Annotated in this window: 20 protein-coding genes; 14 read left to right on the top strand and 6 right to left on the bottom strand. The window is 47.6% G+C overall.

The window, feature by feature from the left end:
- Nucleotides 1-12: 12 nt before the first annotated feature.
- Both ACJY2G_RS10280 and ACJY2G_RS10285 read right to left on the bottom strand, forming a co-directional pair.
- Nucleotides 13-960: an ABC transporter permease gene (locus tag ACJY2G_RS10280; RefSeq protein ID WP_119822365.1), complete on the bottom strand. Its 948-nt coding sequence runs from the start codon at nt 958-960 to the stop codon at nt 13-15.
- Entirely contained in the window at nt 960-2,543 is a 1,584-nt protein-coding gene (locus tag ACJY2G_RS10285) for an ABC transporter substrate-binding protein (protein WP_430319739.1), read from the bottom strand. The genes ACJY2G_RS10280 and ACJY2G_RS10285 overlap by 1 nt, the downstream gene beginning before the upstream one ends.
- Before the next feature lie 217 nt (nt 2,544-2,760).
- Here ACJY2G_RS10285 and ACJY2G_RS10290 point away from each other — a divergent pair, with 217 nt between their 5' ends.
- Complete coding sequence (locus tag ACJY2G_RS10290; protein WP_120133507.1) at nt 2,761-3,036, top strand: CBU_0592 family membrane protein; 276 nt, start codon at nt 2,761-2,763, stop codon at nt 3,034-3,036.
- A 158-nt stretch (nt 3,037-3,194) separates the two neighbouring features.
- On the opposite strand, the gene ACJY2G_RS10295 is transcribed toward ACJY2G_RS10290, so the two are convergent.
- Together ACJY2G_RS10295 and ACJY2G_RS10300 are read right to left on the bottom strand one after the other, a co-directional pair.
- Complete coding sequence (locus tag ACJY2G_RS10295) at nt 3,195-4,085, bottom strand: LysR substrate-binding domain-containing protein (protein WP_120162688.1); 891 nt, start codon at nt 4,083-4,085, stop codon at nt 3,195-3,197.
- Between the two features lie 23 nt (nt 4,086-4,108).
- Nucleotides 4,109-5,527 (bottom strand): PLP-dependent aminotransferase family protein, encoded by a 1,419-nt coding sequence (locus ACJY2G_RS10300; RefSeq protein ID WP_430319738.1) that lies wholly within the window; start codon nt 5,525-5,527, stop codon nt 4,109-4,111.
- 168 nt (nt 5,528-5,695) lie between these two features.
- Here ACJY2G_RS10300 and ACJY2G_RS10305 point away from each other — a divergent pair, with 168 nt between their 5' ends.
- The gene (locus ACJY2G_RS10305) at nt 5,696-5,968 is read left to right on the top strand and encodes a DUF1127 domain-containing protein (RefSeq protein WP_430319737.1); all 273 of its coding nucleotides are present in this window, start codon (nt 5,696-5,698) and stop codon (nt 5,966-5,968) included.
- 146 nt (nt 5,969-6,114) lie between these two features.
- Here the strand turns inward: ACJY2G_RS10305 and metG are convergent, their stop codons facing one another.
- Nucleotides 6,115-8,187, bottom strand: coding sequence for a methionine--tRNA ligase (metG, locus tag ACJY2G_RS10310; RefSeq protein WP_279630527.1), 2,073 nt, complete (start codon nt 8,185-8,187; stop codon nt 6,115-6,117).
- Between the two features lie 111 nt (nt 8,188-8,298).
- On the opposite strand from metG, the gene apbC reads away from it, so the two are divergent.
- The 4 genes from apbC to asmA all read left to right on the top strand — a co-directional run bounded on the left by apbC (nt 8,299) and on the right by asmA (nt 12,714).
- Nucleotides 8,299-9,411, top strand: coding sequence for an iron-sulfur cluster carrier protein ApbC (gene apbC / locus ACJY2G_RS10315; protein ID WP_120162691.1), 1,113 nt, complete (start codon nt 8,299-8,301; stop codon nt 9,409-9,411).
- A gap of 146 nt (nt 9,412-9,557) precedes the next feature.
- Nucleotides 9,558-10,199, top strand: a complete 642-nt coding sequence (gene udk / locus ACJY2G_RS10320) for a uridine kinase (RefSeq protein WP_013575064.1) — start codon at nt 9,558-9,560, stop codon at nt 10,197-10,199.
- A gap of 36 nt (nt 10,200-10,235) precedes the next feature.
- On the top strand, nt 10,236-10,817 hold the full coding sequence (dcd, locus tag ACJY2G_RS10325) for a dCTP deaminase (RefSeq protein ID WP_112290978.1): 582 nt from the start codon (nt 10,236-10,238) through the stop codon (nt 10,815-10,817).
- Between the two features lie 43 nt (nt 10,818-10,860).
- Complete coding sequence (gene asmA / locus ACJY2G_RS10330) at nt 10,861-12,714, top strand: outer membrane assembly protein AsmA (protein WP_430319736.1); 1,854 nt, start codon at nt 10,861-10,863, stop codon at nt 12,712-12,714.
- An 89-nt stretch (nt 12,715-12,803) separates the two neighbouring features.
- Here asmA and ACJY2G_RS10335 read toward each other — a convergent pair whose 3' ends face one another.
- Entirely contained in the window at nt 12,804-14,393 is a 1,590-nt protein-coding gene (locus ACJY2G_RS10335) for a TerC family protein (protein WP_120162693.1), read from the bottom strand.
- Between the two features lie 461 nt (nt 14,394-14,854).
- Here ACJY2G_RS10335 and galU point away from each other — a divergent pair, with 461 nt between their 5' ends.
- The 8 genes from galU to ACJY2G_RS10375 all read left to right on the top strand — a co-directional run bounded on the left by galU (nt 14,855) and on the right by ACJY2G_RS10375 (nt 23,020).
- Nucleotides 14,855-15,742 carry a UTP--glucose-1-phosphate uridylyltransferase GalU gene (gene galU, locus ACJY2G_RS10340; RefSeq protein WP_112290982.1) on the top strand — a complete coding sequence of 296 codons (888 nt, stop codon included), beginning with the start codon at nt 14,855-14,857 and terminating at the stop codon, nt 15,740-15,742.
- A 1,023-nt stretch (nt 15,743-16,765) separates the two neighbouring features.
- On the top strand, nt 16,766-17,803 hold the full coding sequence (wecA, locus tag ACJY2G_RS10345; protein WP_430319735.1) for a UDP-N-acetylglucosamine--undecaprenyl-phosphate N-acetylglucosaminephosphotransferase: 1,038 nt from the start codon (nt 16,766-16,768) through the stop codon (nt 17,801-17,803).
- A 54-nt stretch (nt 17,804-17,857) separates the two neighbouring features.
- The gene (gene rfbB, locus ACJY2G_RS10350; RefSeq protein WP_430319734.1) at nt 17,858-18,931 is read left to right on the top strand and encodes a dTDP-glucose 4,6-dehydratase; all 1,074 of its coding nucleotides are present in this window, start codon (nt 17,858-17,860) and stop codon (nt 18,929-18,931) included.
- A gap of 4 nt (nt 18,932-18,935) precedes the next feature.
- Complete coding sequence (gene rfbA / locus ACJY2G_RS10355; RefSeq protein WP_430319733.1) at nt 18,936-19,808, top strand: glucose-1-phosphate thymidylyltransferase RfbA; 873 nt, start codon at nt 18,936-18,938, stop codon at nt 19,806-19,808.
- Nucleotides 19,805-20,200: a sugar 3,4-ketoisomerase gene (locus ACJY2G_RS10360; RefSeq protein ID WP_430319732.1), complete on the top strand. Its 396-nt coding sequence runs from the start codon at nt 19,805-19,807 to the stop codon at nt 20,198-20,200. Before rfbA ends, ACJY2G_RS10360 begins: the two co-directional genes overlap by 4 nt.
- Nucleotides 20,200-20,661 carry an acyltransferase gene (locus ACJY2G_RS10365; RefSeq protein ID WP_430319731.1) on the top strand — a complete coding sequence of 154 codons (462 nt, stop codon included), beginning with the start codon at nt 20,200-20,202 and terminating at the stop codon, nt 20,659-20,661. Before ACJY2G_RS10360 ends, ACJY2G_RS10365 begins: the two co-directional genes overlap by 1 nt.
- Complete coding sequence (locus ACJY2G_RS10370) at nt 20,661-21,764, top strand: DegT/DnrJ/EryC1/StrS family aminotransferase (RefSeq protein WP_430319730.1); 1,104 nt, start codon at nt 20,661-20,663, stop codon at nt 21,762-21,764. Before ACJY2G_RS10365 ends, ACJY2G_RS10370 begins: the two co-directional genes overlap by 1 nt.
- Nucleotides 21,752-23,020, top strand: coding sequence for an O-antigen translocase (locus ACJY2G_RS10375; protein ID WP_430319729.1), 1,269 nt, complete (start codon nt 21,752-21,754; stop codon nt 23,018-23,020). The genes ACJY2G_RS10370 and ACJY2G_RS10375 overlap by 13 nt, the downstream gene beginning before the upstream one ends.

The following is a 23,020-nucleotide window of genomic DNA, read 5'->3' on the forward strand; positions in this document are numbered from 1 at the left end:
GAGTTCCCTCTTTTAGCGCGCATGGCGCAGGCGTGGATTGCACCAGATCGCCAGTAAGTCGGCGGTGGTGTTGAGGAAAATATAGGTGCCGCCAAACAGCAGACCGCAGGCCTGAACCACCGGCAGGTCGCGCTTGGTTACCGCGTCTACCATGTATTGCCCGATGCCCGGATAGACAAACACCACTTCCACCAGGATCACGCCGACAACCAGATACGCGAGGTTAAACGCCACCACGTTGATGATGGGCGCAAGGGCGTTTGGCAGGGCGTGAGAAACCACAATGCGCCAGCGGGGAATGCCCTTGAGCACGGCGCTTTCGATATACGGGCTGGCCATGACTGCCGTCACCGAGGCACGCGTCATGCGCAGCATGTGCGCCAGTACCACCAGCGTCAGGGTGAGCATCGGCAGGGTGCAGACGTAAAGACGGTCAATAAACGACGAACTGCTGTCGACCATCGCCAGACTGGGGAACCACGTCAGGCGGATGGCAAAGGCAATCACCAGAATGTAACCGACGAAAAACTCCGGCACCGAAATGCTGATAAGCGTCAGCGTATTTGCCAGCCGGTCAAAAACAGAACCGCGCCAGATAGCCGATGCGATACCCAGACCTACTGCCAGCGGAATGGCGATCACTGCCGCGTATCCGGCGAGGAACAACGTGTTTGCCAGACGCGGCAGCAGTTCGTCACTGATGGCGCGCCCGTTCGCCAGTGAATGCCCTAAGTCGCCGTGCATAATACCCGCCAGCCAGTGCAGGTAGCGCAGCACCGACGGTTCATCCAGCCCGAGTTGCAGGCGCAATGCGGCAACGGTTTCAGGCGTGGCGCTCTGGCCTAAAATGGCCGTTGCGACATCACCGGGCAGCATTTCCGTGCCGATAAAAATCAGCACAGAAACCAGCCACAGCGTGATAATGCCCAACAGAACCCGCTGTAAAATCCGTTTTTTCATCATGCCTCCAGCCAGACGCGCTCTGCCAGACGACCACCCATAAAGTTGAACATCGGGTGCGGCTTGATACCGCCGACTTTTTTGCTGGCCGCATCGAGATAATCGCCAAACAGCGGGATCATCGCGCCGCCGTTATCACGCACGATACTTTGCAGTTCGCCATAGATTTCCGCACGTTTGCCTTCATCAAGCAGTGAACGGGCCTGCAACAGCAGGGCATCAAACTTCTCATCTTTCCAGTGCGTGTCGTTCCATTTTGCGGTGGACTGATAAGCGGTGGAGAACATCTGGTCAGCCGTCGGACGTCCGCCCCAGTAACCCATGCTGAAAGGCGCTTTCATCCACACATCGTCCCAGTAGCTGTCGGCAGGCTGGCGCTTGATGTTGACCTGAATGCCGCCTTTCTGCGCCTGTCCCTGGAACAGGGCGGCAGCATCGAGCGCACCGGCAAAGGCGGCGTCAGAGGAAGACAGCTCGATCTTGAGATCGGCCAGACCGGCCTTTTTCAGATAGAACTGTGATTTATCCGGATCGTAAACGCGCTGTTCCAGACTGTGGTTGAAGAAGCGGTCGGTTTTGGGGATCGGATGATCGTTACCCAGCGAACCGTAGCCACGCAGAACGGTGTCGAGGATCTTCTGACGGTCGATACCGTGTTTAATCGCCATGCGCACGTCGTTGTTGTTGTACGGTGCGACGCTGCAATCCATCAGGAAGGTGAAGTGCTGGCCGCCGGAAGAACGCACAATGTTGAGCGCCGGGCTGCGTTTGAGGAAATCGACAGTTTTAAAATCGACGCGGTTAATCGCATGAACCTGACCGGAAATCAGGGCGTTGGTGCGTGCGGTCGGGTCATTGATGACCAGCACTTCTACGGCATCGACAAAGGCGCGGTCCGGTTTCCAGTAGTTCGGGTTGCGTTTGAACAGCGATCGCACGCCCGGTTCGTACTGATCAAAGACATAACCGCCGGTACCAATCGGGTGCGACCAGTCGGTAAAACCGTCCGGAACCACCACCAGATGGTAATCCGCCAGCAGATACGGCAGGTCGGCGTTACCGCTGTCAAGGGTAATGAGGATCTGGTTATCGCCCTGTTTAGTCAGGCCGGTAATCGGTGCCAGCTGGCTTTTGATGGCACTTTTTGATTTGTCGCCGCGATGCAGGTTGATGGAGTAGAGAATGTCCCCGGCATCGAGTTTTTTGCCGTTATGGAACGTCACGCCATCGCGAACGGTAAACACCCATTCGGCGGCACCCGGTTTGGCTTCCCAGGCGGAGAACAGTTCCGGTGTGGCTTTGTTATTTTCATCAATTTCCACCAGGCCGTTCATCAGCATATATGCCTGATTTAAGGGCACCCAGTCGCTGAATAATGTCGGGTCGAGCGTATCGCTGGTATTTCCCCCTGACATACCCAGTTTTAATACACCGCCTTTTTTCGGTTCCGCTGCGAAAGCAGAGAACGGTGAAAAACCTAAGGCACTGGTAATACCCACAGCGGAAGCGCTGGTAATAAAGCCGCGACGGCTAAGTTGTGCATCCTGCATTAATTTCGTCAAAGGGGAATTATTATCTTTCATTAATTATCTCCATAGTACGTGCTGGAATTTATAGGTGCAGGCGAAATACCCCGGGTGTGTCTAATTGGCGCAATGGATTGCCTTGATGATTTATATCAAAACCCCCTGTTGAACTTGCATGAGAATTTATCATGAGGGTATGCGAAAAATGCGCGGCAGAACACCCTGAAAAGCTTTATTTTTCTGAGCTATCAATGTCTGGAAAGGGAAGTGGCCGGTGGAAATGCATACGGTTGTCGGCTTAATTGGCGTGTTTTGCTACCTTCTGGCTTATGCGCTGGTTCAAATGCGCAGGCTAGCGGTTGATGCTAACAGTTACGCCTATCTTAATATAATCGGCGGTGTGTTTGGCCTGTATTCATTAAGCCATGATTTTAACCTTGCATCCTGTATTTCACAGTCATGCTGGCTGTTGTTTACATTAATTGGTATGAATTCTGCGAGAAAACGCAGATATCTGGAGAAAAATAAAATACCGCCGGCTGATATATAATTAACATATAAAATTATTATTATTTGGCTCCTCCCCCTGCGAAGGGGGAGGCTGGGAGGGGGGTTCACAAACTAAATCTTTGCCAAAGCAAACTTCAACTTACTTATTTGACCTGAATACCCCACCCCAGCCCTCCCCTTCGCAGGGGAGGGAGTTTATTAAGGCTGTTTCAGCCAGTTAATCACTTTATGCACGACAGGTTTCAGGAACCTGTCCTGAGGCGTCAGCATGTAGCATTTTCCGGCAGCAGCCAGTTTGCCGGGATGCGCCGCAACCAGCTGGCCGCTGTTAACGTAATCCTGCACCAGTCCTTCCCAGCCCAGCAAAACTCCATCTCCGAGCACCGCTGACTGCACCAGAAACGGATAGTTATTGGCGCGCCAGGTTCTGCGCGGCGTCACGAAACTCACATCCTGTGAGGCAAACCAGTCACGCCAGCCGGTCCATTCGCGCTGCGGGTCATCCTGTATAAGCAAGGTTTGTTCGAGTAAATCGGCGGCGCTGGCATCAGGCGGCAGGCGTTTGAGAAATTCCGGTGAACACATCGGATAGCATACTTCATCGAACAACGCCTGTACGTGATAACCGGGCGGCGGCTCGCGCAGATAGAAAATAGCCAGATCGAATTCTGATGACTTGAGGTCTGAAAAACTGTCGGAAATCTTCATGCGGATTTGCAGGTCCGGCAGAAGCTGGCGCAAAGACGAGAGACGGGATGAAAGCCACAGGCCACTCATGGCGCTGGTGCAGGCCAGCGTGACCTGCGGCAAACCGTTCCAGCCCATCACCTCAGCGGTGGATTGTGAAATATCCCCCAGCAGCTTTCGCACCTGCTGGGCATAGGTTTCCCCGCGCGGTGTCAGCGTGGTTTTGCGTTGCGCACGCTGGAAAAGCTTACAACCCAGCATTTCTTCCAGCTGGATAATCTGCCGGCTGATGGCGCTTTGGGTGAGATTTAGCTCATCCGCTGCTCTTGAAAAACTGCAATAACGCGCCACGCATTCAAATGCCACCAGCGTGTTGAGTGGCGGTAACGGTTCTATCTGCACGGTAAAGTCTCTCCGGATGGCGTTTAGCAGTTTTCCAGCATCTGTGAAATGGTCAGGCCAACCTGCTGAACGGCGCGCTCAGTTTTCGCCGTCAGCGTCTGGGCATAGTTGATGCGCAGACAATTGCGATATTTGCCTGAGGCAGAGAATATCGAACCGATGGCGATTTGCACTAAATGTTCTTCCAGCAGCCGGTTCAGGCGCTGGGTATCCACACGTTCGTCGAGTTCGATCCACAACAGAAATCCTCCCTGCGGACGGCTGACACGCGTGCCACATGGGAAATATTTCATCACCCAGTCGGTCATGGTGCACAGGTTGCGCTGGTACTGATTACGCATGCGGCGCATGTGTTGCAGATAATGCCCCTGTTTGATGAAATCCGCGATGGCGATTTGCGGCAACGTGGCTGATGCGCCGGTGGTGATGTATTTCATGTGCAGGGCGCGGTCATGATAACGGCCCGGCGCAATCCAGCCGACGCGCAAACCGGGCGCCAGCGTTTTGGAAAACGAACTGCACAGCAGCACGCGGCCATCTTCATCAAACGAGGTAATGGTTGCCGGGCGCGGATACTGATAGGCCAGTTCACCGTAAACATCGTCTTCAATAATCGCGATATCGTAGCGTTGCGCCAGACGCAACAGGCTTTTTTTACGGTCATCCGGCATGTTATAACCGAGCGGATTATTGCAGTTCGGCGTCAGCTGTATGGCTTTAATCGGCCACTGTTCCAGCGCCATCTCCAGTGCTTCCAGACTGATTCCGGTAACCGGATCGGTAGGGATTTCCAGCGCTTTCATGCCAAAGCCTTTCAGAGTCTGCATTGCGCCGTGAAAACTCGGGGAGTCCACCGCCACGATATCGCCGTGTTCACATACTGAACGGATGGCGATAGATAACGCTTCATGACAGCCGGTGGTGATCAGAATATTGGTGGCATCCATATGGCTGCCGCTGTCAATCATCAGACGGGCAATCTGTTCACGTAAATCTTCAGAGCCATAAATACTGTCGTAATGAAACGCGCTCAGATTCTGATGCTGTCCGGCGCGTCCCATCAGACGGCTGAGCGGTTTGAGCGTGGCGGCAGTGACATCCGGAGAGCCGCGGCCTAACTGAATCACACCGGGACGATGCGGGGAAGTGATCAGCTCCAGTACCTGATCCCACTGGGAAATATCCACCGGACGTTGCGTCGGGCGGCATACCGCAGGAAGAGCAGCCTGAATGCGGGCATCTTTCACGAAGTAACCCGATTTCGGGCGGGCTTCCACCAGCTGTTTTTCTTCCAGCACGCGATACGCCTGCTGAACTGTACTGACGCTGACGCCATGTTCACTGCTTAACACCCGCACTGAAGGCAGACGGATACCCGCCGGATACAGCCCTTGTTCAATGCGATCACTCAGGACATTTGCCAGATTTTCGTAACGATTCATTATCTTTTCCTCAACGCCTGCGCAAAGAAAGCAGTACAGATGAACACAATCTAACGCTGAATCTGTCATCAAATCCAGATCTGTATGGTTGAAATACAAAAAAACTGAATCTGTAATGTTTTTGCCCGTTGTTAGATCCTGATGTCAGGTCGTCAACGGGAGCAGAATATGAAAAATATCATTGAAGAACGGCAGTTTGCCGGATGTGAGACAAGGGTTTGTGCAGATATCGTGGTGCATGAAAGTGCAGTACAGATGCCTGTGAGAAAGGGCGGTTGGCTAAAACAGTTGTTTGCAGTGGTACATGGCTGGAATGAGCGCCGCGTCAGCCGCAAGATTTTGCATTCGCTGAGTGCGGATCAACTGAAGGATATCGGGCTGGCGAAATCGGATATCGACAGGGAGTATCCGAAAGCCATATGGCCGAACTGGCCGAAGTGATTTTGCTCCCTCCCCTGCGAAGGGGAGGGCCGGGGTGGGGTATTAAGGTCAAAAAAAATAAGCTGAAGTTTTCTCCAACTCTTTATTTTGTCTGTAAAACCCCCTCCCAACCTCCCCCTTCGCAGGGGGAGGAGCAGTCATGAGTTTTACTTCACCTGCATACCAGGCTGTGCGCCGGAATCCGGGCTGAGCAGGAAGATGTCTTTTCCGCCAGGGCCCGCCGCCATCACCATTCCTTCAGAGATGCCGAAGCGCATTTTACGTGGTGCAAGGTTGGCGACCATGATGGTCAGACGGCCTTCCAGTGCTTTCGGATCAGGATAGGCAGAACGGATACCGGAGAAAATCTGACGGGTTTCGCCGCCCAGATCCAGTTGCAGTCGCAGCAGTTTGTCTGACCCTTCCACGAAATCAGCGCTTTTAATCAGCGCGATACGCATATCCACTTTGGCAAAATCATCAAAAGTGATGGTTTCCTGAATCGGATCATCTGCCAGCGGACCTGTTGCCGGAGCTTTCGCAGCCGCAATATCTTCTTTCGACGCATCAACCATCGCAGTCACTTTATCCAGCTCAATACGGTTAAACAGCGCTTTGAACGGATTCAGCTGATGCGACAGCAGCGGTTGAGCAATAGCGTCCCAGTCCAGCGTGGTGTTCAGGAAGGCTTCAGTGCGCTCTGACAGCGAAGGCAGAACTGGTTTCAGGTAAGTCATCAGCACGCGGAACAGATTGATGCCCATTGAGCAGATGGCTTGCAGGTCAGCGTCGCGGCCTTCCTGTTTTGCAACTACCCACGGTGCCTGCTCATCGACATAGCGGTTGGCCAGGTCAGCCAGCGCCATGATTTCACGGATTGCGCGACCTGATTCACGGCTGTCATACGCCTGCGCGATGCTTTCAGCGGCATCGGTGAAGGTTTTGTACAGCGCTTCATCGGCCAGTTTGTCAGCCAGTTTGCCGTCAAAACGTTTGGCAATGAAACCGGCATTGCGTGACGCCAGGTTAACCACTTTGTTCACGATGTCTGCGTTAACGCGCTGCACGAAATCTTCCAGATTCAGGTCGATATCGTCGATGCGTGAAGACAGTTTTGCGGTGTAGTAGTAACGCAGGCAGTCGGCATCCAGATGATTCAGATAGGTGCTGGCCTTGATGAACGTGCCGCGCGATTTGGACATCTTCGCGCCATTCACGGTGACGTAACCGTGTACGAACAGGTTGGTTGGCTTGCGGAAACCGCTGCCTTCCAGCATCGCCGGCCAGAACAGACTGTGGAAATAAACGATGTCTTTACCGATGAAGTGATACAGCTCGGTAGTCGAATCTTTTTTCCAGAACTCGTCGAAATTCAGGTCGCTGCGACGGTCACACAGGTTTTTGAAAGAACCCATATAGCCGATTGGCGCGTCCAGCCAGACGTAGAAATATTTGCCCGGCGCATCAGGAATTTCAAAACCGAAGTACGGCGCATCGCGGGAGATATCCCACTGTTGCAGACCGTGTTCGAACCACTCCTGCATTTTGTTCGCCACTTGTTCCTGCAGCGCACCGGAGCGGGTCCACGCCTGCAACATTGCGCTGAATTCCGGCAAATCAAAGAAGTAATGCTCAGAATCACGCAGCACCGGCGTCGCACCGGAAACCACAGATTTCGGGTCGATCAGTTCAGTCGGGCTGTAGGTTGCGCCACACACTTCACAGTTATCGCCGTACTGATCTGGCGATTTACATTTCGGGCAGGTGCCTTTGACGAAACGGTCAGGCAGGAACATGCCTTTCTCCGGATCGTACAACTGAGAAATGGTGCGGTTTTTAATGAAGCCGTTTTCTTTCAGGCGACCATAAATCAGCTCGGACAGTTCACGGTTTTCGTCGCTGTGCGTGGAGTGATAGTTGTCGTAGCTGATACCGAAGCCGGCGAAATCTTTCTGATGCTCCTGGCTCATTTCGGCAATCATCTCTTCCGGCTTGATACCGAGCTGCTGCGCTTTCAGCATGATCGGGGTGCCGTGCGCATCGTCCGCACAGATGAAATGCACTTCATTGCCGCGCATTCGCTGGTAACGGACCCAGACGTCAGCCTGGATGTGCTCGAGCATGTGACCGAGATGGATGGATCCGTTGGCGTACGGAAGTGCACAGGTTACCAAAATTTTTTTCGCGACTTGAGCCATAGTAAGAGCTTGCTTTCTGTAGTTGAAATCAGGGGCATTGATGTTAACCGAAAGCGCCGCCCCGCGTAAACAAACGGGGGGATCTCCTTACGTGTGTTCTGTTATGCTTATGCATAGATAAATAGTCTGATAACCAGTTTTCAAGGAGCCGGGATGACATCTCAATCCCCACAGCAGACCACACCCGCAGGGCTGCGCGCACTAGTGACCGGCGTACTGGCCACCTTCCGCCATTCCACATTACAAAAAGATTTACCCGCGATAAAAGCATTGCATCACTGCGTGCTGATGGACGGTGTTTTACATATTGACCTGACGCTGCCGTTTGCCTGGAACAGCGGTTTCGATGTGCTGAAAGATGAAACCAGCGGAGAATTGCTGCGGGTCACCGGCGCTACGGCTATACAGTGGAACCTGCGTCACGATATCGCCACCATGAAACGCGCTAACGATCAGCCGGGTATTAAAGGTGTGCGCAATATTCTGGCTGTCAGCTCGGGTAAGGGCGGGGTTGGGAAATCGACGACTGCCGTGAATCTGGCGCTGGCACTGGCCGCTGAGGGCGGAAAAGTCGGTATTCTGGATGCCGATATTTACGGTCCGTCAGTCCCGAATATGTTGGGTACGGAAGAAGAGCGTCCGACATCACCGGATGGTGTGCACATGTCGCCGATTATGGCGCACGGACTGGCGACCAATTCCATTGGTTATCTGGTTACCGACGAAAACGCTATGGTGTGGCGCGGCCCGATGGCCAGTAAAGCGCTGATGCAGATGCTTTCCGATACGCTGTGGCCAGATCTCGATTATCTGGTGATCGACCTGCCGCCGGGCACTGGTGATATTCAGCTGACGCTGTCGCAGAATATTCCGGTCACAGGCGCGGTGGTGGTGACGACGCCGCAGGACATCGCGCTGCTGGATGCCATGAAAGGCATCGTCATGTTTGAGAAAGTGCATGTGCCGGTTCTGGGCATCGTCGAGAACATGAGTATGCACGTGTGCAGCAACTGCGGACATCACGAACCGATTTTCGGCACCGGTGGCGCGCAGCGTCTGGCCGAGAAGTATCGCTGTGAATTACTGGCGCAATTGCCGCTGCATATTTCACTGCGCGAAGATTTAGATCGTGGCGAGCCGACAGTCGTCTCTAATCCTGAAAGTGAATTCACTGCAATTTACCGCGAACTGGCGGCAAAAATTGCATCGCAATTGTTCTGGAGAGGTGACGCTATCCCGACAGAAATTGCTTTCAGAGCGGTTTAATCTCCCAACTCAGTGAATTATTGCCGGATGTCAGCGATTACACAGCCTTAACGCTGGCATCAGGCAGTGTCTTGTACTTATAATTGGCGCGTTCAAAGCACACGTCTGTGCTTGCCTTCCAACTTCCAAATCAGGTCTTTAATTTTATGTCTGACAAATTCCATCAGTGTGTCATCGTGGGTATCGCTGGCGCATCTGCTTCGGGAAAAAGCCTCATCGCCAGTACGTTATACCGTGAACTTCGTGATCAGGTTGGTGATGAGCACATCGGGGTTATCCCGGAAGATTGCTACTATAAAGACCAAAGCCACATGACCATGGAAGAGCGGGTCAAAACCAACTACGACCATCCAAGTGCGATGGATCACAATTTATTGTTCCAGCATTTACAAGCCATGAAGTCTGGTCAGGCGATTGAATTGCCGAGCTACAGCTTCATTGAGCACACTCGTCTGCCTGAGACGGTGACACTAAAACCGAAGAAAGTGATCATTCTGGAAGGGATCCTTCTCCTGACCGATGCGCGTTTGCGTGACGAAATGAATTTCTCCATCTTCGTTGATACCCCGCTGGATATCTGTCTGATGCGCCGCATGAAACGTGACGTCAACGAACGTGGCCGCTCTATGGATTCTGTGATGGCGCAATATCAGAAGACCGTACGCCCGATGTTCCTGCAATTTATCGAACCCTCAAAACAATACGCAGACATCATTGTGCCGCGCGGCGGCAAAAACCGGATTGCGATTGATATTCTCAAGGCGAAAATCAGTCAGTTCTTCAATTAATCGCCGACCATCTGCAGAAAACATACCGGAGATACGATGAGACTTTGCGACCGAGATATAGAAGCCTGGCTCGACAGCGGCAAATTAGGCATTTCACCCCGTCCGCCGGTTGAACGAATTAACGGTGCGACCGTAGATGTGCGTCTGGGTAACGGCTTCCGCGTTTTCCTCGGCCATAACGCGGGTTATATCGACCTGAGTGGCCCGAAAGACGAAGTCAGCGCCGCACTGGATAAAGTGATGAGCGATGAAATTGTATTGCCGGAAGGCGAAGCATTCTTCCTGCATCCTGGCGAACTGGCGCTGGCGGTTACTTATGAGTCGGTCACCATTCCTGACGATCTGGTCGGCTGGCTGGACGGGCGCTCTTCACTGGCGCGTCTAGGGCTGATGGTACACGTAACCGCACATCGTATTGATCCGGGCTGGAAAGGGCGGATTGTTCTCGAGTTCTATAATTCAGGTAAGCTCCCGCTGGCGCTTCGCCCTGGAATGCTGATCGGTGCGCTGAGCTTTGAACCGTTATCCGGTTCTGCTGCACGTCCTTATAACAGCCGTCAGGATGCGAAATACCGCGACCAGCAAAGCGCAATTGCCAGTCGTATTGATGAAGACTGATTCAGTTTTTTATCCGTATAACGGATAAAAACGTGAGGAAGGCATGAGAAGACTACTGACAACACTGGTGATTTTACTGGTGGTTATCATTGCCGGCATGACTTCGCTGGTGTTTCTGATCAACCCGAATGATTTCCGCCAGTACATGGTGGAACGGGTTGAGGTGAAAAGCGGATATCAGCTGGCCATCAACGGATCGCTGCGCTGGCACGTCTGGCCACAGCTGAGCATTATTGCCGGTCAGACGTCGCTTACCGCGCCGGGGGCTAAGGAACCGGTTGTCAGTGCTGAAAACATGCGGCTGGACGTTAAACTCTGGCCTCTTATTTCTCATCAGCTGGCGGTGAAACAGGTACTGCTGAAAAACGCAGTAATACGTCTGACGCCTGAAACTGAAGAGAATCAGCCCGATGCACCTGTTGCGCCTTCAATGCCAACGCCTGTCGCTCCCGGAGCTTCTGAACTTGAAGCTGGCTGGAAGTTTGATATCGACAAAATCACCATTGCAGACAGTCTGCTTATCTGGCAGCGTGGCGATGACGATCAGATAAATGTTCGTGATATCAACATGGAAATTGATAAAAACGACAACCGTCAGGCCACCATTCAGCTTTCAAGCCGCATAAACCGCAATCAGCGTGACCTTGCATTCACCATGAATGCAAACGTCGATATGCAGCATTATCCGCAGGCTTTTTCGGCTAAGATCAGTAAATTCACTTATCAGCTGAGTGGCGCTGACATCCCTGTGAAAGGTGTTCAGGGTAATGGTTCGATGCAGGCCAGTTATCAGCGCGATAGTGACTCACTGGAACTCACCCAGCTGGCGTTAACGGCGAATGATAATCAGATTTCAGGGACTGCTTCTGCCACGATGGGTGGCGATATCGGCAACTATCAGCTCAATTTAAACGCTGACAAACTCGATCTGGATGCGCTTTCCGGCTGGCAGCCTAAAACTGCTGAGCAGGCGGCTCAGAGCACCCAGTCAATCACCTCCGCGCCGGTCATTGCGCGTGATGTCGATGAGCAGCCGAACGGCCTGAGCATTTTGCGGAATTTCAATGCGAATCTGGCACTGAAAGTAGCGGATTTAACCTATCGCGGGATGAAGATTCAAAATCTGGCACTGAATGCCAATAACCGGCTGGGTAAAGTTGCGCTGCCGACGTTCAGTGGCAATCTCGGATCGGGAAGCTTTTCCCTGCCGGGTGATATGGATGTAACCGGCAAAAGTATTAAGGTTCACATGACGCCGGATGTGAATAATATTGAGCTGGCTGATCTGCTGACTGCTTACGGATTGCCGAAAGCGCTGACCGGCAGCTTCTCTATGAAAGGGGACGTGAACGGAAAGGGGCTCTCGGCAGAAGATTTTGCACGTAACTGGCAGGGTAATGCTGAACTTGCTATGACCAATGCGCACCTGAACGGACTTAATATTCAACAGCTTATCCAGCAGGCAATCAGCCGTAATACCAGCAGCGTTCAGGGGCTTGATAAGTATGAGCATTACAGCCAGATTGATACACTGAAAGCGCAGGGGCAGCTGAAAAACGGCACCCTGAAACTGAACGATCTGGAAGGCCAGTCGCCAATGGTTTACGCAAAAGGTGATGGCTCTGTTGATCTCGCCGGCGAAAAGGTAGACATGAATCTGTTGATCCGCGTTACCGGTGGCTGGAAAGGCGACAGCAATCTGATTAACACCCTTAAAACCACGGATATCCCGTTGCGAGTGTACGGGCCGTGGGCGCAACTGGGTTATCAGCTTCAGGTCGATCAGATACTGCGCCGGACGGTGGAACAGAGTGCCCGTAGAGCCATTCAGAACTGGGTGGATAAACGCAAAGACAGCAATGAAAAAGACGATGTGCAGAAGTTATTAAATAAATAATCTTTCTGTACCTCAATTTGTACGACTCAGTAAAAAGGGACGCCTCATCAGCGTCCCTTTTTTGTTTTAATGCCCAGCTCTACGGCAGGTCACACTTCGTAATCATCATCCATGTCGGTTTTGAGCGGCGTAATTCTCACTTTCAGAATACGGTGACTGCTGACCTCAAGCGGTTCAAACAGATAGTTATCGATGTGGATTTGCGCGCCGACCTGAGGGATGCTCTGAGTATGCTCCATCAGTAATCCTGCCAGCGTGTGATATTCGCGTTTTTCATCAACCGGCAGGGCGATGTACATCACCAGATCTTCCAGCGGCATATAGCCGTTGGCAATCCATGTGCCGTCTTCCTGTTGCGAAATATCGTGGCGCGCATCCGGCGTTTCATCAGATTCAGGCAGATTACCGGCGATTGTTTCCATCACGTCAGTCAGGGTCACAATGCCTTCAACTGAACCGAACTCATCGACGACAAATGCAAAGTGAGTTTTGGCCAGGCGGAACTGCTCAAGCGCCATCAGCAGGGAAAGCTGCTCAGGGAAAATCAGCGGCTGGCGGATAAGTGCCTTAAGATCTAACTCATTTTGCAGGAGTTGTTGTTTCAGCAAGTCGACAACATGCACCACGCCCAGCGGTTCATCGGTAGAGCTGTCTTCGGTCACCAGAATTCGCGTGTGCTGGTTTTCCGCTATTTGCTGCTTAAGCAAATCAACCGGGTCATTGAGTTCAAGATTATCGACGTCGTGGCGGGAAGTCATCACGCTGCTGACGGTACGCTGCCCGAGGCCCAGAACGCGCTCAATCATATGGCGTTCCTGCTGATTGAAGATGGCATCCTCTTCGCCTGCACTGTCAGCAATCATATTTGAGGAATGCGTATCAAGTTCGGCTTCTTCATGTTTGCCACGAAGTACGCGTAAAACGGTTTCAGCAGTACGCTCACGCAGAGAGCGACGTGATGACAAAAAGCGTTTGCGGTTAAACTGCGCCAGCTGATTCAGGCCTTCGATAATGACCGAGAAACCGATTGCCGCATACAGATAGCCTTTCGGGATCGCATAGCCAAAGCCTTCAGCTACCAGGCTAAACCCAATCATCAGCAGGAAACTCAGACACAAGATAACAATAGTCGGGTGCGCATTGACGAAACGGGTCAGTGGCTTACTCGCCAGCAGCATCAGCCCGATTGCTATACATACAGCAGCCATCATGACGGCCAGATGGTCAACCATACCGACAGCGGTAATCACCGAGTCGAGGGAAAATACCGCATCCAGCACCACAATCTGTGCGACAACAGGCCAGAATTTAGCCCCGCGTTGCTGCTGGCTTTGCTCCTCATCCTTACCCTCGAGGCGTTCATTCAATTCCATCGTTGCCTTAAACAACAGGAATATGCCGCCGACGAGCATAATCATGTCACGCGCACTGAACGGGTGACCCAGCACCGTAATGAGCGGGCGGGTGAGTGTCGATAACCATGAGATTGAAGCAAGGAGCAGCAAACGCATGACGAGCGCCAGCATCAGCCCTGTGACGCGGGCTTTATCACGCTGGCTGCGCGGAAGTTTCTCCGCCAGAATGGCAATAAAGATGAGATTGTCTATCCCCAGAACAATTTCAAGAATAACCAGGGTAGCCAGCCCGGCCCAAATCGACGGATCGGCGATCCATTCCATATAGCGTTTTTCACCTTTAGTTACGCGGCGTTTGCCGCACGTAGAATAATGGGCGTCAGGGCATGAAATTTCAAATCTAAAACAGTGGGCTAGGCAAAACCATTCAACAGAGCAGGGGAGGTCCGGGGCAACGCTCAATGGACAGACGCTGATGTTTTCGAAAGCAGCAATTTATGATTATAAAATCACCGAATAGGTTTAACATTCCTAAAATTAGGTCTTTACCTTACCGTTTCGTGCGGCTTACTGGTATCGTAATCAAATACAGAGAATCGTGCTGGCGTCCTAAAGTCAGCAGTATTGCCTCCCTAAAGTAAATGGCAGGGACTATACTCAGGGAAGAAATGGCGTTGCGGAAAAAAATTTGTATTTACAATTTCAGTCCGGTGAATTCCCTGACATGTTTGAATTCTAACTGACTGGATTTACACACTAATAGGTTTCAAGGAGTATCCTTTACAATGTTAAAAGCTGTTATCCCTGTTGCCGGTCTGGGCACACGTATGTTGCCAGCGACGAAGGCCATTCCAAAAGAAATGCTGCCTATCGTCGATAAGCCTTTGATCCAGTACATCGTTAATGAGTGTGCTGCAGCGGGCATCAAAGAAATCATTCTGGTCACGCATTCTTCTAAAAACGCGATCGAAAACCACTTCGACACGTCATTCGAACTGGAAAGCATGCTGGAATCTCGTGTTAAGCGCCAGTTGCTGGAAGAAGTGCAGTCTATCTGCCCGAAGGGCGTGACAATCATGAACGTGCGTCAGGGTCAGTCAAAAGGTCTCGGCCACGCTGTTCTGTGTGCAAAACCTCTGATTGGCAATTCGCCATTCGCGGTTATTCTGCCTGACGTTCTGATGGACGATTCCACCAGCGATCTGCGTAAAGACAACCTTGCTGCGATGCTTCGCCGCTTCCAGGAAACTGGCAACAGCCAGGTCATGGTTGAAGAAGTGCCGGAGAAAGACGTTTCTAAATACGGTATCGTTAACTGTAACGGTGTGGAAGTTGAGCCGGGCGAAAGCGCGCCAATGACGGCTATCGTTGAGAAACCAGAGCTTAAAGATGCGCCATCAAACCTCGCGGTTGTCGGCCGTTATGTGCTTTCCGAAGCCATCTGGCCACTGCTGGCAGTGACGCCATATGGTGCCGGTAACGAAATCCAGCTGACTGATGCCATCGCGATGCTGATGAAAAAGCAAACCGTAGAAGCCTTCTCCATGACCGGCCGTTCACACGACTGTGGCGATAAACTTGGTTATATGAAAGCTTTCGTAGAGTATGGTATTCGCCATAACTCACAGGGTGAAGCGTTTAAGGCGTGGCTGAAAGAGTTTGCTGAAGAGTAATTCTGCAACCAGTTCAACAAAAAAAAGCACCAGCTATGGTGCTTTTTTATTGAGTTAAAATAGATGCTTACATATTCAGCAGTTATCTGGAAACACATGCCCAGCATGGTTAGATTGCCAAATGAAGCCATCAACGTCTTGTCCCGAAAATTCTACAATGAAAAGAGAAGGGTTAACTGCCAGGCACAGTAATAATGATCATTGCACTTTAAATGATTATTAAATACTGGTTGTTATCTAATCATTCAAGGGGATTGATCAGAATTTTACCTGTAAAATTTTAGGATTAATGCTGCGTTGTCATACACATTGCGCTAGGCTATATAACTCAAGTTTGAACACTGTTTTACAAATTAATATTGATAGATTTAACAGGGTTAACTTTAATCAATTTTCCGATTAAGAAAGCGCCCATATGATTGGAGAATTGACTCACTGAGGTGTGTCGTTGAGTCAGGGCTCTAATCAAAATGTCGAGTTGGTATAACCGATTTACAAACAGGGTTGGTTGTTTTTTAGCCTGCTCGCCAGTGTAAGAGTATTTTTAGAGTTTTTCGGATTATGCAATCTTGTGGCACACCCAGAATAGGGTAAGAATTATGCCAGTTAGAACGGGCAGAAGTACTGAAACCCGGGGAATGGCATAAGGTGAGGAAGCCTTCACTGGTCGGTAATGAGGTAAGTGTATTGGTAGCTTTTGAGCCAGGGGCGGTAGCGTGGTTGTTTGTCACTGAGAGGTTCAGATGTGGATGAGAGAGGCTAGAAGTTGTGACGGATATCACATATGACATTCAGTAGACTCAGCTTTCACTCAATATTTGCTCACTTGAATTGCTCTTAAAAGTTATTTTTAAAACGGCCATCAATAACAGTCAGGGATATATAAAATTAAAATGAAACACTTCTCAAAGGAAATGAAGTACGACCGTTGAAAAGTGTGCAGGTTAATTGTAGGAAAATTAACATGACACTTGCGAAATGAATTAGCAGTCTTTATATCAATTTATAGAACATGGTGCGGTCATGCAAGAATATATTATAATATTTTTCAGTGCTTTAGCTTCGTTATTTATTGCACGTAAAGTTGCGCGACGGGTGGGTTTGGTTGATAAACCAAATGCAAGGAAACACCATAATGGCCATATCCCATTGGTGGGTGGTGTATCTATCTATATTTCTATTTGGGTAATATATTTTTTACAACCTTTATGGTTTCCTGACTTCTATTATTACATTACATCAGTAAGTTTACTGCTTTTTGTCGGTGTGTTAGATGACAGATATGATCTGCCAGTAACTCCTCGTATAGTTCTCCAGGCATTTGTAGCTATAGTCATGATGTTCAGCGGGCTGCACCTGGCATCATTAGGTGATATATTTCTGGGGTATCCAATTGGTTTAGGTGTGCTGGGATATGTAATCACAATTTTTGCAGTAATGTGTGCGATTAATGCTTTCAATATGGTCGACGGAATTGATGGCTTATTAGGCGCTTTATCTTGCGTCAGTTTTGCATCTTTAGGAATAGCATTCAGTTTACACGACAAAAACGAACTTGCTCAATGGTGTTATTGCTTAACGATCGCCTGTGTTCCTTATATTCTTCTTAACCTTGGAATTCCATGGGGGCGGAAATTCAAGGTGTTCATGGGGGATGCTGGCAGTACCTTAATTGGGTTTACGGTAATCTGGTTAATTATTCTGGCAACACAAGGTGCATCAGCGATATTACATCCGGTAACAGCATTATGGATTATTGCCGTGCCATTGATGGATATGGTACGAGTCATGGTTTCGAGAGTCCGTAGAGGTGATAGTCCTTTTAAACCTGATCGCGAACATTTGCATCACATTTTATTAAAATATGGATTCAAACATTCCACTGCTTTGATGATTGTATTGGCGATAGCAATTTCATTTTCTATTGTTGGGATTGTTGCAGATATGAATAACTACAATCAGCTAGCAGTTCTGGTTTTGTTTGTTTTATGTTTTGGTTCATTTGTATTATTCATAAATAATTTAGCTAAACAGGGTTCGCTAAAAGAGAATAAGAGTTAAAACAAACTCAACTTTTAGTAAATTGAGGATTTAGTGTGTAATGAGAGATTTAAGATGAAAATTCTGATTACTGGTGGTGCCGGTTTCATAGGCTCCGCGGTCGTTCGTCATATAATTGAGAACACAAAAGATAGTGTGATTAACGTTGATAAGCTGACTTATGCAGGCAATCTGGAGTCAGTCGAAATGGTATCTCACAGTGATCGTTATGCTTTCGTTCAGGCAGATATTTGTGATGGGTTGGCTCTTGAGAAGATTTTTACAATGCATCAGCCTGACGCTGTTATGCATCTTGCGGCAGAGAGCCATGTAGATCGCTCAATTACCGGACCCGCTGAATTTATTGAAACCAATATTGTTGGCACTTATACATTACTTGAAGCAACCCGCGCATATTGGTCCCTGCTGAGTCAAAAAAGAAAAGACGCTTTTCGTTTTCATCATATTTCCACTGATGAAGTGTATGGAGATTTACCTCATCCCGATGAGTGGGCAAGCCAGGAAAGGCTACCTCTTTTCACTGAAAAGACGCCGTATGCCCCCAGCAGTCCATATTCATCATCGAAAGCTTCGAGTGACCACCTGGTACGCGCATGGCAACGAACATACGGTTTACCTTGTATTGTGACAAATTGCTCCAACAACTATGGCCCTTACCATTTTCCAGAAAAACTTATCCCATTAGTTATACTTAATGCACTTGAAGGCAAAAATTTGCCTATTTATGGTAAAGGTGATCAGATTAGAGACTGGTTATATGTAGAAGATCATGCGCGTGCACTTTATACCGTTGTGACCTTAGGTAAAGTTGGAGAAACATATAATATCGGTGGTCATAATGAAAAACAAAATCTCGACGTTGTATTAACTATTTGTGATCTACTGGATGAATTGGTACCTGCCCCTAAATCCTATCGGGATCTTATTACTTATGTCAGCGATCGACCAGGGCATGACAGGCGTTATGCGATAGATGCAAGTAAGATAGAAAAAGAACTCGGGTGGGCACCTGAAGAAAGTTTTGAAAGTGGTTTGCGTAAAACTGTTAACTGGTTCATGCAAAATCAAATATGGTGTCAGCGTGTGCAAGACGGTAGCTACAAACGTGAGCGATTAGGGTTGAAATAATTATATGAAAGGTATCATTTTAGCAGGTGGATCCGGAACTCGTTTATATCCAATAACGATGGCAGTATCAAAACAGTTACTTCCTATTTATGATAAACCGATGATCTATTATCCACTTTCAGTTTTAATGTTAGCGGGAATACGAGAAATTCTTATCATTACCACCCCAGAGGACCTTACAGGTTTTAAGAGGCTCCTTGGAGACGGTGGTGCTTATGGCGTTGAGATAAGTTATGCGGTTCAACCTAGTCCAGATGGATTAGCTCAAGCATTTATCATAGGTGAAAAGTTTATTGGTGAAGATTCAGTCTGTCTGGTACTTGGCGACAATATTTTCTTCGGGCAAGGATTTAGTGCAAAATTAAGAACTGTTGTAAAAAATAATTCAGGTGCAACAATTTTCGGTTATCAAGTATTCGATCCAGAAAGATTTGGAGTCGTCGAGTTTGATGAAAACCAAAATGCAATTTCTCTTGAAGAAAAACCCGAAAGGCCAAAGTCAAACTGGGCAGTTACTGGTTTGTACTTTTATGATAACAAAGTCGTCGAAATTGCAAAAAAAATAAAACCGTCTGCGCGAGGGGAGTTAGAGATCACCTCAATAAATGATGAGTACCTTAAGCAAGGCTCACTAAAAGTTGAGCTTTTAGGTCGTGGGTTCGCATGGCTTGATACGGGAACTCATGACAGTTTGATTGAAGCAGGAAGTTTTGTCGAAACTGTTCAAAAAAGGCAGGGGATGATGGTAGCCTGCCCAGAAGAGATAGCTTGGCGTAATAAGTGGTTGAGCGATGATGATTTGTATCAACGAGGCTTAATGCTGGAGAAAAATCATTATGGACAATATCTTATAAAACTAATGAGTAATCACTTATGAAGATAGAGTTAATTCCATTACAAATACATGGTGACCAAAGAGGTTCCCTTGTCTCTCTTGAAACAACCAAAAACATCCCCTTCGAAATTAAAAGAGTTTATTACCTCTTTGATACAAAAGCCGATGTTACAAGAGGCTATCATGCGCATAGAGAACTCAAACAAGTTGCTATAGCGATAAGAGGGTCCTGCAGGTTTGCTCTTGATGATGGCAATGAACGTATCAATATATTGCTAGATAATCCATCACAAGGCCTTTTGATCGAGTCTTTCATATGGCGGGAAATGAGCGATTTTTCAGATGACTGTGTGCTAATGGTATTAGCAGATAAAGAATATGATGAAAATGACTATGTCAGGGATTATGAGCAGTTTTCAGAAATGGCAAAATAATGAAAATCCATAAACTTAGTGATGTTCAAACCTCTCAAATAGGCGATGGTACGACTATATGGCAATTTGTCGTGGTCTTGAAAGGTGCGAAAATAGGACGTAATTGTAACATTTGCGCCAATAGTCTTATTGAAAATAATGTCATTATTGGTGATAACGTTACAATTAAATCCGGGGTTTATATCTGGGATGGCACGGTAATCGAAGATAACGTTTTTATTGGGCCATGTGTTGCTTTAACTAATGATAAATATCCACGTTCAAAAGTCTATCCTGATGAATTCGCGAATATAACAATAAAAAAGAACGCTTCTATAGGTGCCAACGCAACAATCCTTCCAGGAATCACCATTGGTGAAAACAGTATGGTTGGAGCTGGTTCCGTCGTTACTAAAGATGTCCCAGCTAACGTAATTGTAGCGGGAAATCCAGCAAAACTAATTAAAAAAGTGGGATCATAATGATTAATTTTCTCGACATAAAAAAAATAAATGAACGTTATAAAAGTGAACTTATAGAAGCTGCAGAGCGAGTCATTAATTCCGGTTGGTATATATCTGGAAAAGAACTTGAAGCCTTTGAACATGATTTTGCAAGGTATTGCGGTGTAAAATATGCGATTGGTGTAGCTAATGGACTTGATGCTCTTACGTTAGTTCTTAAGGCGTGGAAAATAATGGGACTTATTAGTGACGGGGATGAAGTGATTGTCCCCGCTAATACTTATATTGCATCCGTGCTGGCTATTTCCGAAACAGGTTTGAAGCCTGTGCTTGTTGAGCCGGATGAGCATACTTTTAATATTAGTATAGATTCAATCATAAAAAATTATACAGAGAAAACTAAGGTAATTTTACCTGTGCATCTTTATGGACAAATCTCTCCTATGGAAGAGATCATGTCTTTTGCCCATGAGAAAAAATTACTTGTTCTTGAAGATTCTGCACAATCACATGGCGCATCAATAGGTGGTAAAAAAGCGGGTAGTTGGGGAGATGCCTCAGGTTTTAGTTTTTATCCGGGCAAAAATTTAGGTGCTCTCGGGGATGCTGGGGCGGTCACAACGAATAGTGACGAATTGAATAGAGTTCTTCGGTCATTGCGAAATTATGGTTCGGAAGAGAAATATAAAAATGATTATATAGGTGTTAATAGTCGATTAGATGAAATACAAGCAGCATTTCTTTGTGTAAAGTTAAAGTATTTAGATGCTGACACCAAGATTCGTAAACAAATTGCCCATAAATATCTTTCAGAAATTAAAAATCCAAATATCACGTTACCTATCATACGTAACCAAGAATTACATGTTTGGCATCTTTTCGTCGTTCGGTGTGATGATAGAGTTGAATTACAAAAGTATTTAAATGATAACGGAATTCAGACATTAATTCATTATCCGACACCGCCTCACAAACAAAAAGCTTACCAAAACTTCAACGGGTTACAGCTTCCTATCACTGAAAAAATCCACCAACAAGTTTTGTCGATTCCTTTGGATCCAACTTTGAGTGATGGTGACATAGAAAAAGTAATAACTGTTATCAATGGATGGAAAATTTGAATTTTGCTAAAGTTACGATTCTTAGCGGCATACTAACATGTTTTAGGTTGGTATGCGGGTTGCTAATTTCGAAAGTCGTTGCTATATATACCGGCCCAGCGGGTATCGCTAATTTGGGGCAACTGCAGAACTTCGTCTCGTTTATTAATGGTTTTATCTCTAATCAAGTTTCACAGGGAGTCACCCGCTACTCATCAGAGCACAAAAACAATTATGAAGATGCTAAGCAATTTTGGAGAGCCGCTATTAAACTCTCTTTCATTGCATGTTGTTTCATCGCTATTTTAGGTTTGATGTTTTCACAAAAGTTGTCTGGCTATCTATTTCATGATAGTAATTATTATTGGTTGATTATTGTCGCGTTATCTGTGTTGCCACTTAATATAGCTAACAGTATTTTTTTAGGGGTTTTGAATGGGTTAGGGGAATACAATAAATTCTTCATTGCTAATATATTGGCTATCTTGTCATCAGTGATATCAATGACAGGGTTGGTATATTTTTTTGGACTAAAAGGTGCGTTAATATCAGCTGCTTTAAATAATGCAATTGCAGGAGCCTGGCTAATTGCGATTATCTTGAAGAGACCTTGGTTTAAGTGGCGGTACTGGGTTGGTCAGACTCCCAAACATCACCTAAAAGAAATGAGAAATTATTTCTATATGGGTGTAATAGGTGCATTGACTGGTCCTATTTCACTTATTGCCGTTAGGACAATTTTAACCAACAATTTCTCTATTGATGATGCTGGATACTGGCAAGCTGTTTCTAAAATATCAGAAGCCTACTTGGCCATATTGACTACTGCAATGACGGTATATTACTTTCCTAAAACTGCTGCTGCAAAGAGCGTTAGCGAACATCTTAGTATTTTAAAAACAGGTGCTGCCGTTGTTGTTCCATTGGCTTTGCTAATGGCTTTTGCTATTTTTGGATTAAAAGATTTTATAATAAGCATCTTGTTTACAAAAGACTTTCATGAGGCCCGTAGACTATTTTTCTTTCAAAATATGGGGGATTTCGTAAGAATTTGTAGTTGGTTATTTGCTACTATATTGCTAGCGAAAGGGTACTTCAAAATAAACGCAGCATTGGAGATTTCTTTTTCTATAACCTACCCGTTACTAGTAAAAGTCCTGACATTATATTGGGGGCTTGAAGGTGTAAGCCTCGCTTATTTTATAACCTATGCAATTTATCTTGTTGCGGTGATGCTGATATATATGTGGCATTTAAATAAAAAGGTTTTATGTTGA

The sequence above is a fragment of the Rahnella sp. ATs2 genome (assembly GCF_051851855.1).
Lineage (GTDB): Bacteria > Pseudomonadota > Gammaproteobacteria > Enterobacterales > Enterobacteriaceae > Rahnella > Rahnella variigena.

Bases quoted from the DNA above. Each gene is read 5' to 3' on its own strand.
- ACJY2G_RS10280 (WP_119822365.1), bottom strand. From the start codon at position 960: ATGAAAAAACGGATTTTACAGCGGGTTCTGTTGGGCATTATCACGCTG.
- ACJY2G_RS10285 (WP_430319739.1), bottom strand. From the start codon at position 2,543: ATGAAAGATAATAATTCCCCTTTGACGAAATTAATGCAGGATGCACAA.
- ACJY2G_RS10300 (WP_430319738.1), bottom strand. From the start codon at position 5,527: ATGAATCGTTACGAAAATCTGGCAAATGTCCTGAGTGATCGCATTGAA.
- ACJY2G_RS10305 (WP_430319737.1), top strand. From the start codon at position 5,696: ATGAAAAATATCATTGAAGAACGGCAGTTTGCCGGATGTGAGACAAGG.
- apbC (WP_120162691.1), top strand. From the start codon at position 8,299: ATGACATCTCAATCCCCACAGCAGACCACACCCGCAGGGCTGCGCGCA.
- udk (WP_013575064.1), top strand. From the start codon at position 9,558: ATGTCTGACAAATTCCATCAGTGTGTCATCGTGGGTATCGCTGGCGCA.
- dcd (WP_112290978.1), top strand. From the start codon at position 10,236: ATGAGACTTTGCGACCGAGATATAGAAGCCTGGCTCGACAGCGGCAAA.
- asmA (WP_430319736.1), top strand. From the start codon at position 10,861: ATGAGAAGACTACTGACAACACTGGTGATTTTACTGGTGGTTATCATT.
- ACJY2G_RS10335 (WP_120162693.1), bottom strand. From the start codon at position 14,393: ATGGAATGGATCGCCGATCCGTCGATTTGGGCCGGGCTGGCTACCCTG.
- galU (WP_112290982.1), top strand. From the start codon at position 14,855: ATGTTAAAAGCTGTTATCCCTGTTGCCGGTCTGGGCACACGTATGTTG.
- wecA (WP_430319735.1), top strand. From the start codon at position 16,766: ATGCAAGAATATATTATAATATTTTTCAGTGCTTTAGCTTCGTTATTT.
- rfbB (WP_430319734.1), top strand. From the start codon at position 17,858: ATGAAAATTCTGATTACTGGTGGTGCCGGTTTCATAGGCTCCGCGGTC.
- rfbA (WP_430319733.1), top strand. From the start codon at position 18,936: ATGAAAGGTATCATTTTAGCAGGTGGATCCGGAACTCGTTTATATCCA.
- ACJY2G_RS10360 (WP_430319732.1), top strand. From the start codon at position 19,805: ATGAAGATAGAGTTAATTCCATTACAAATACATGGTGACCAAAGAGGT.
- ACJY2G_RS10365 (WP_430319731.1), top strand. From the start codon at position 20,200: ATGAAAATCCATAAACTTAGTGATGTTCAAACCTCTCAAATAGGCGAT.
- ACJY2G_RS10370 (WP_430319730.1), top strand. From the start codon at position 20,661: ATGATTAATTTTCTCGACATAAAAAAAATAAATGAACGTTATAAAAGT.
- ACJY2G_RS10375 (WP_430319729.1), top strand. From the start codon at position 21,752: ATGGAAAATTTGAATTTTGCTAAAGTTACGATTCTTAGCGGCATACTA.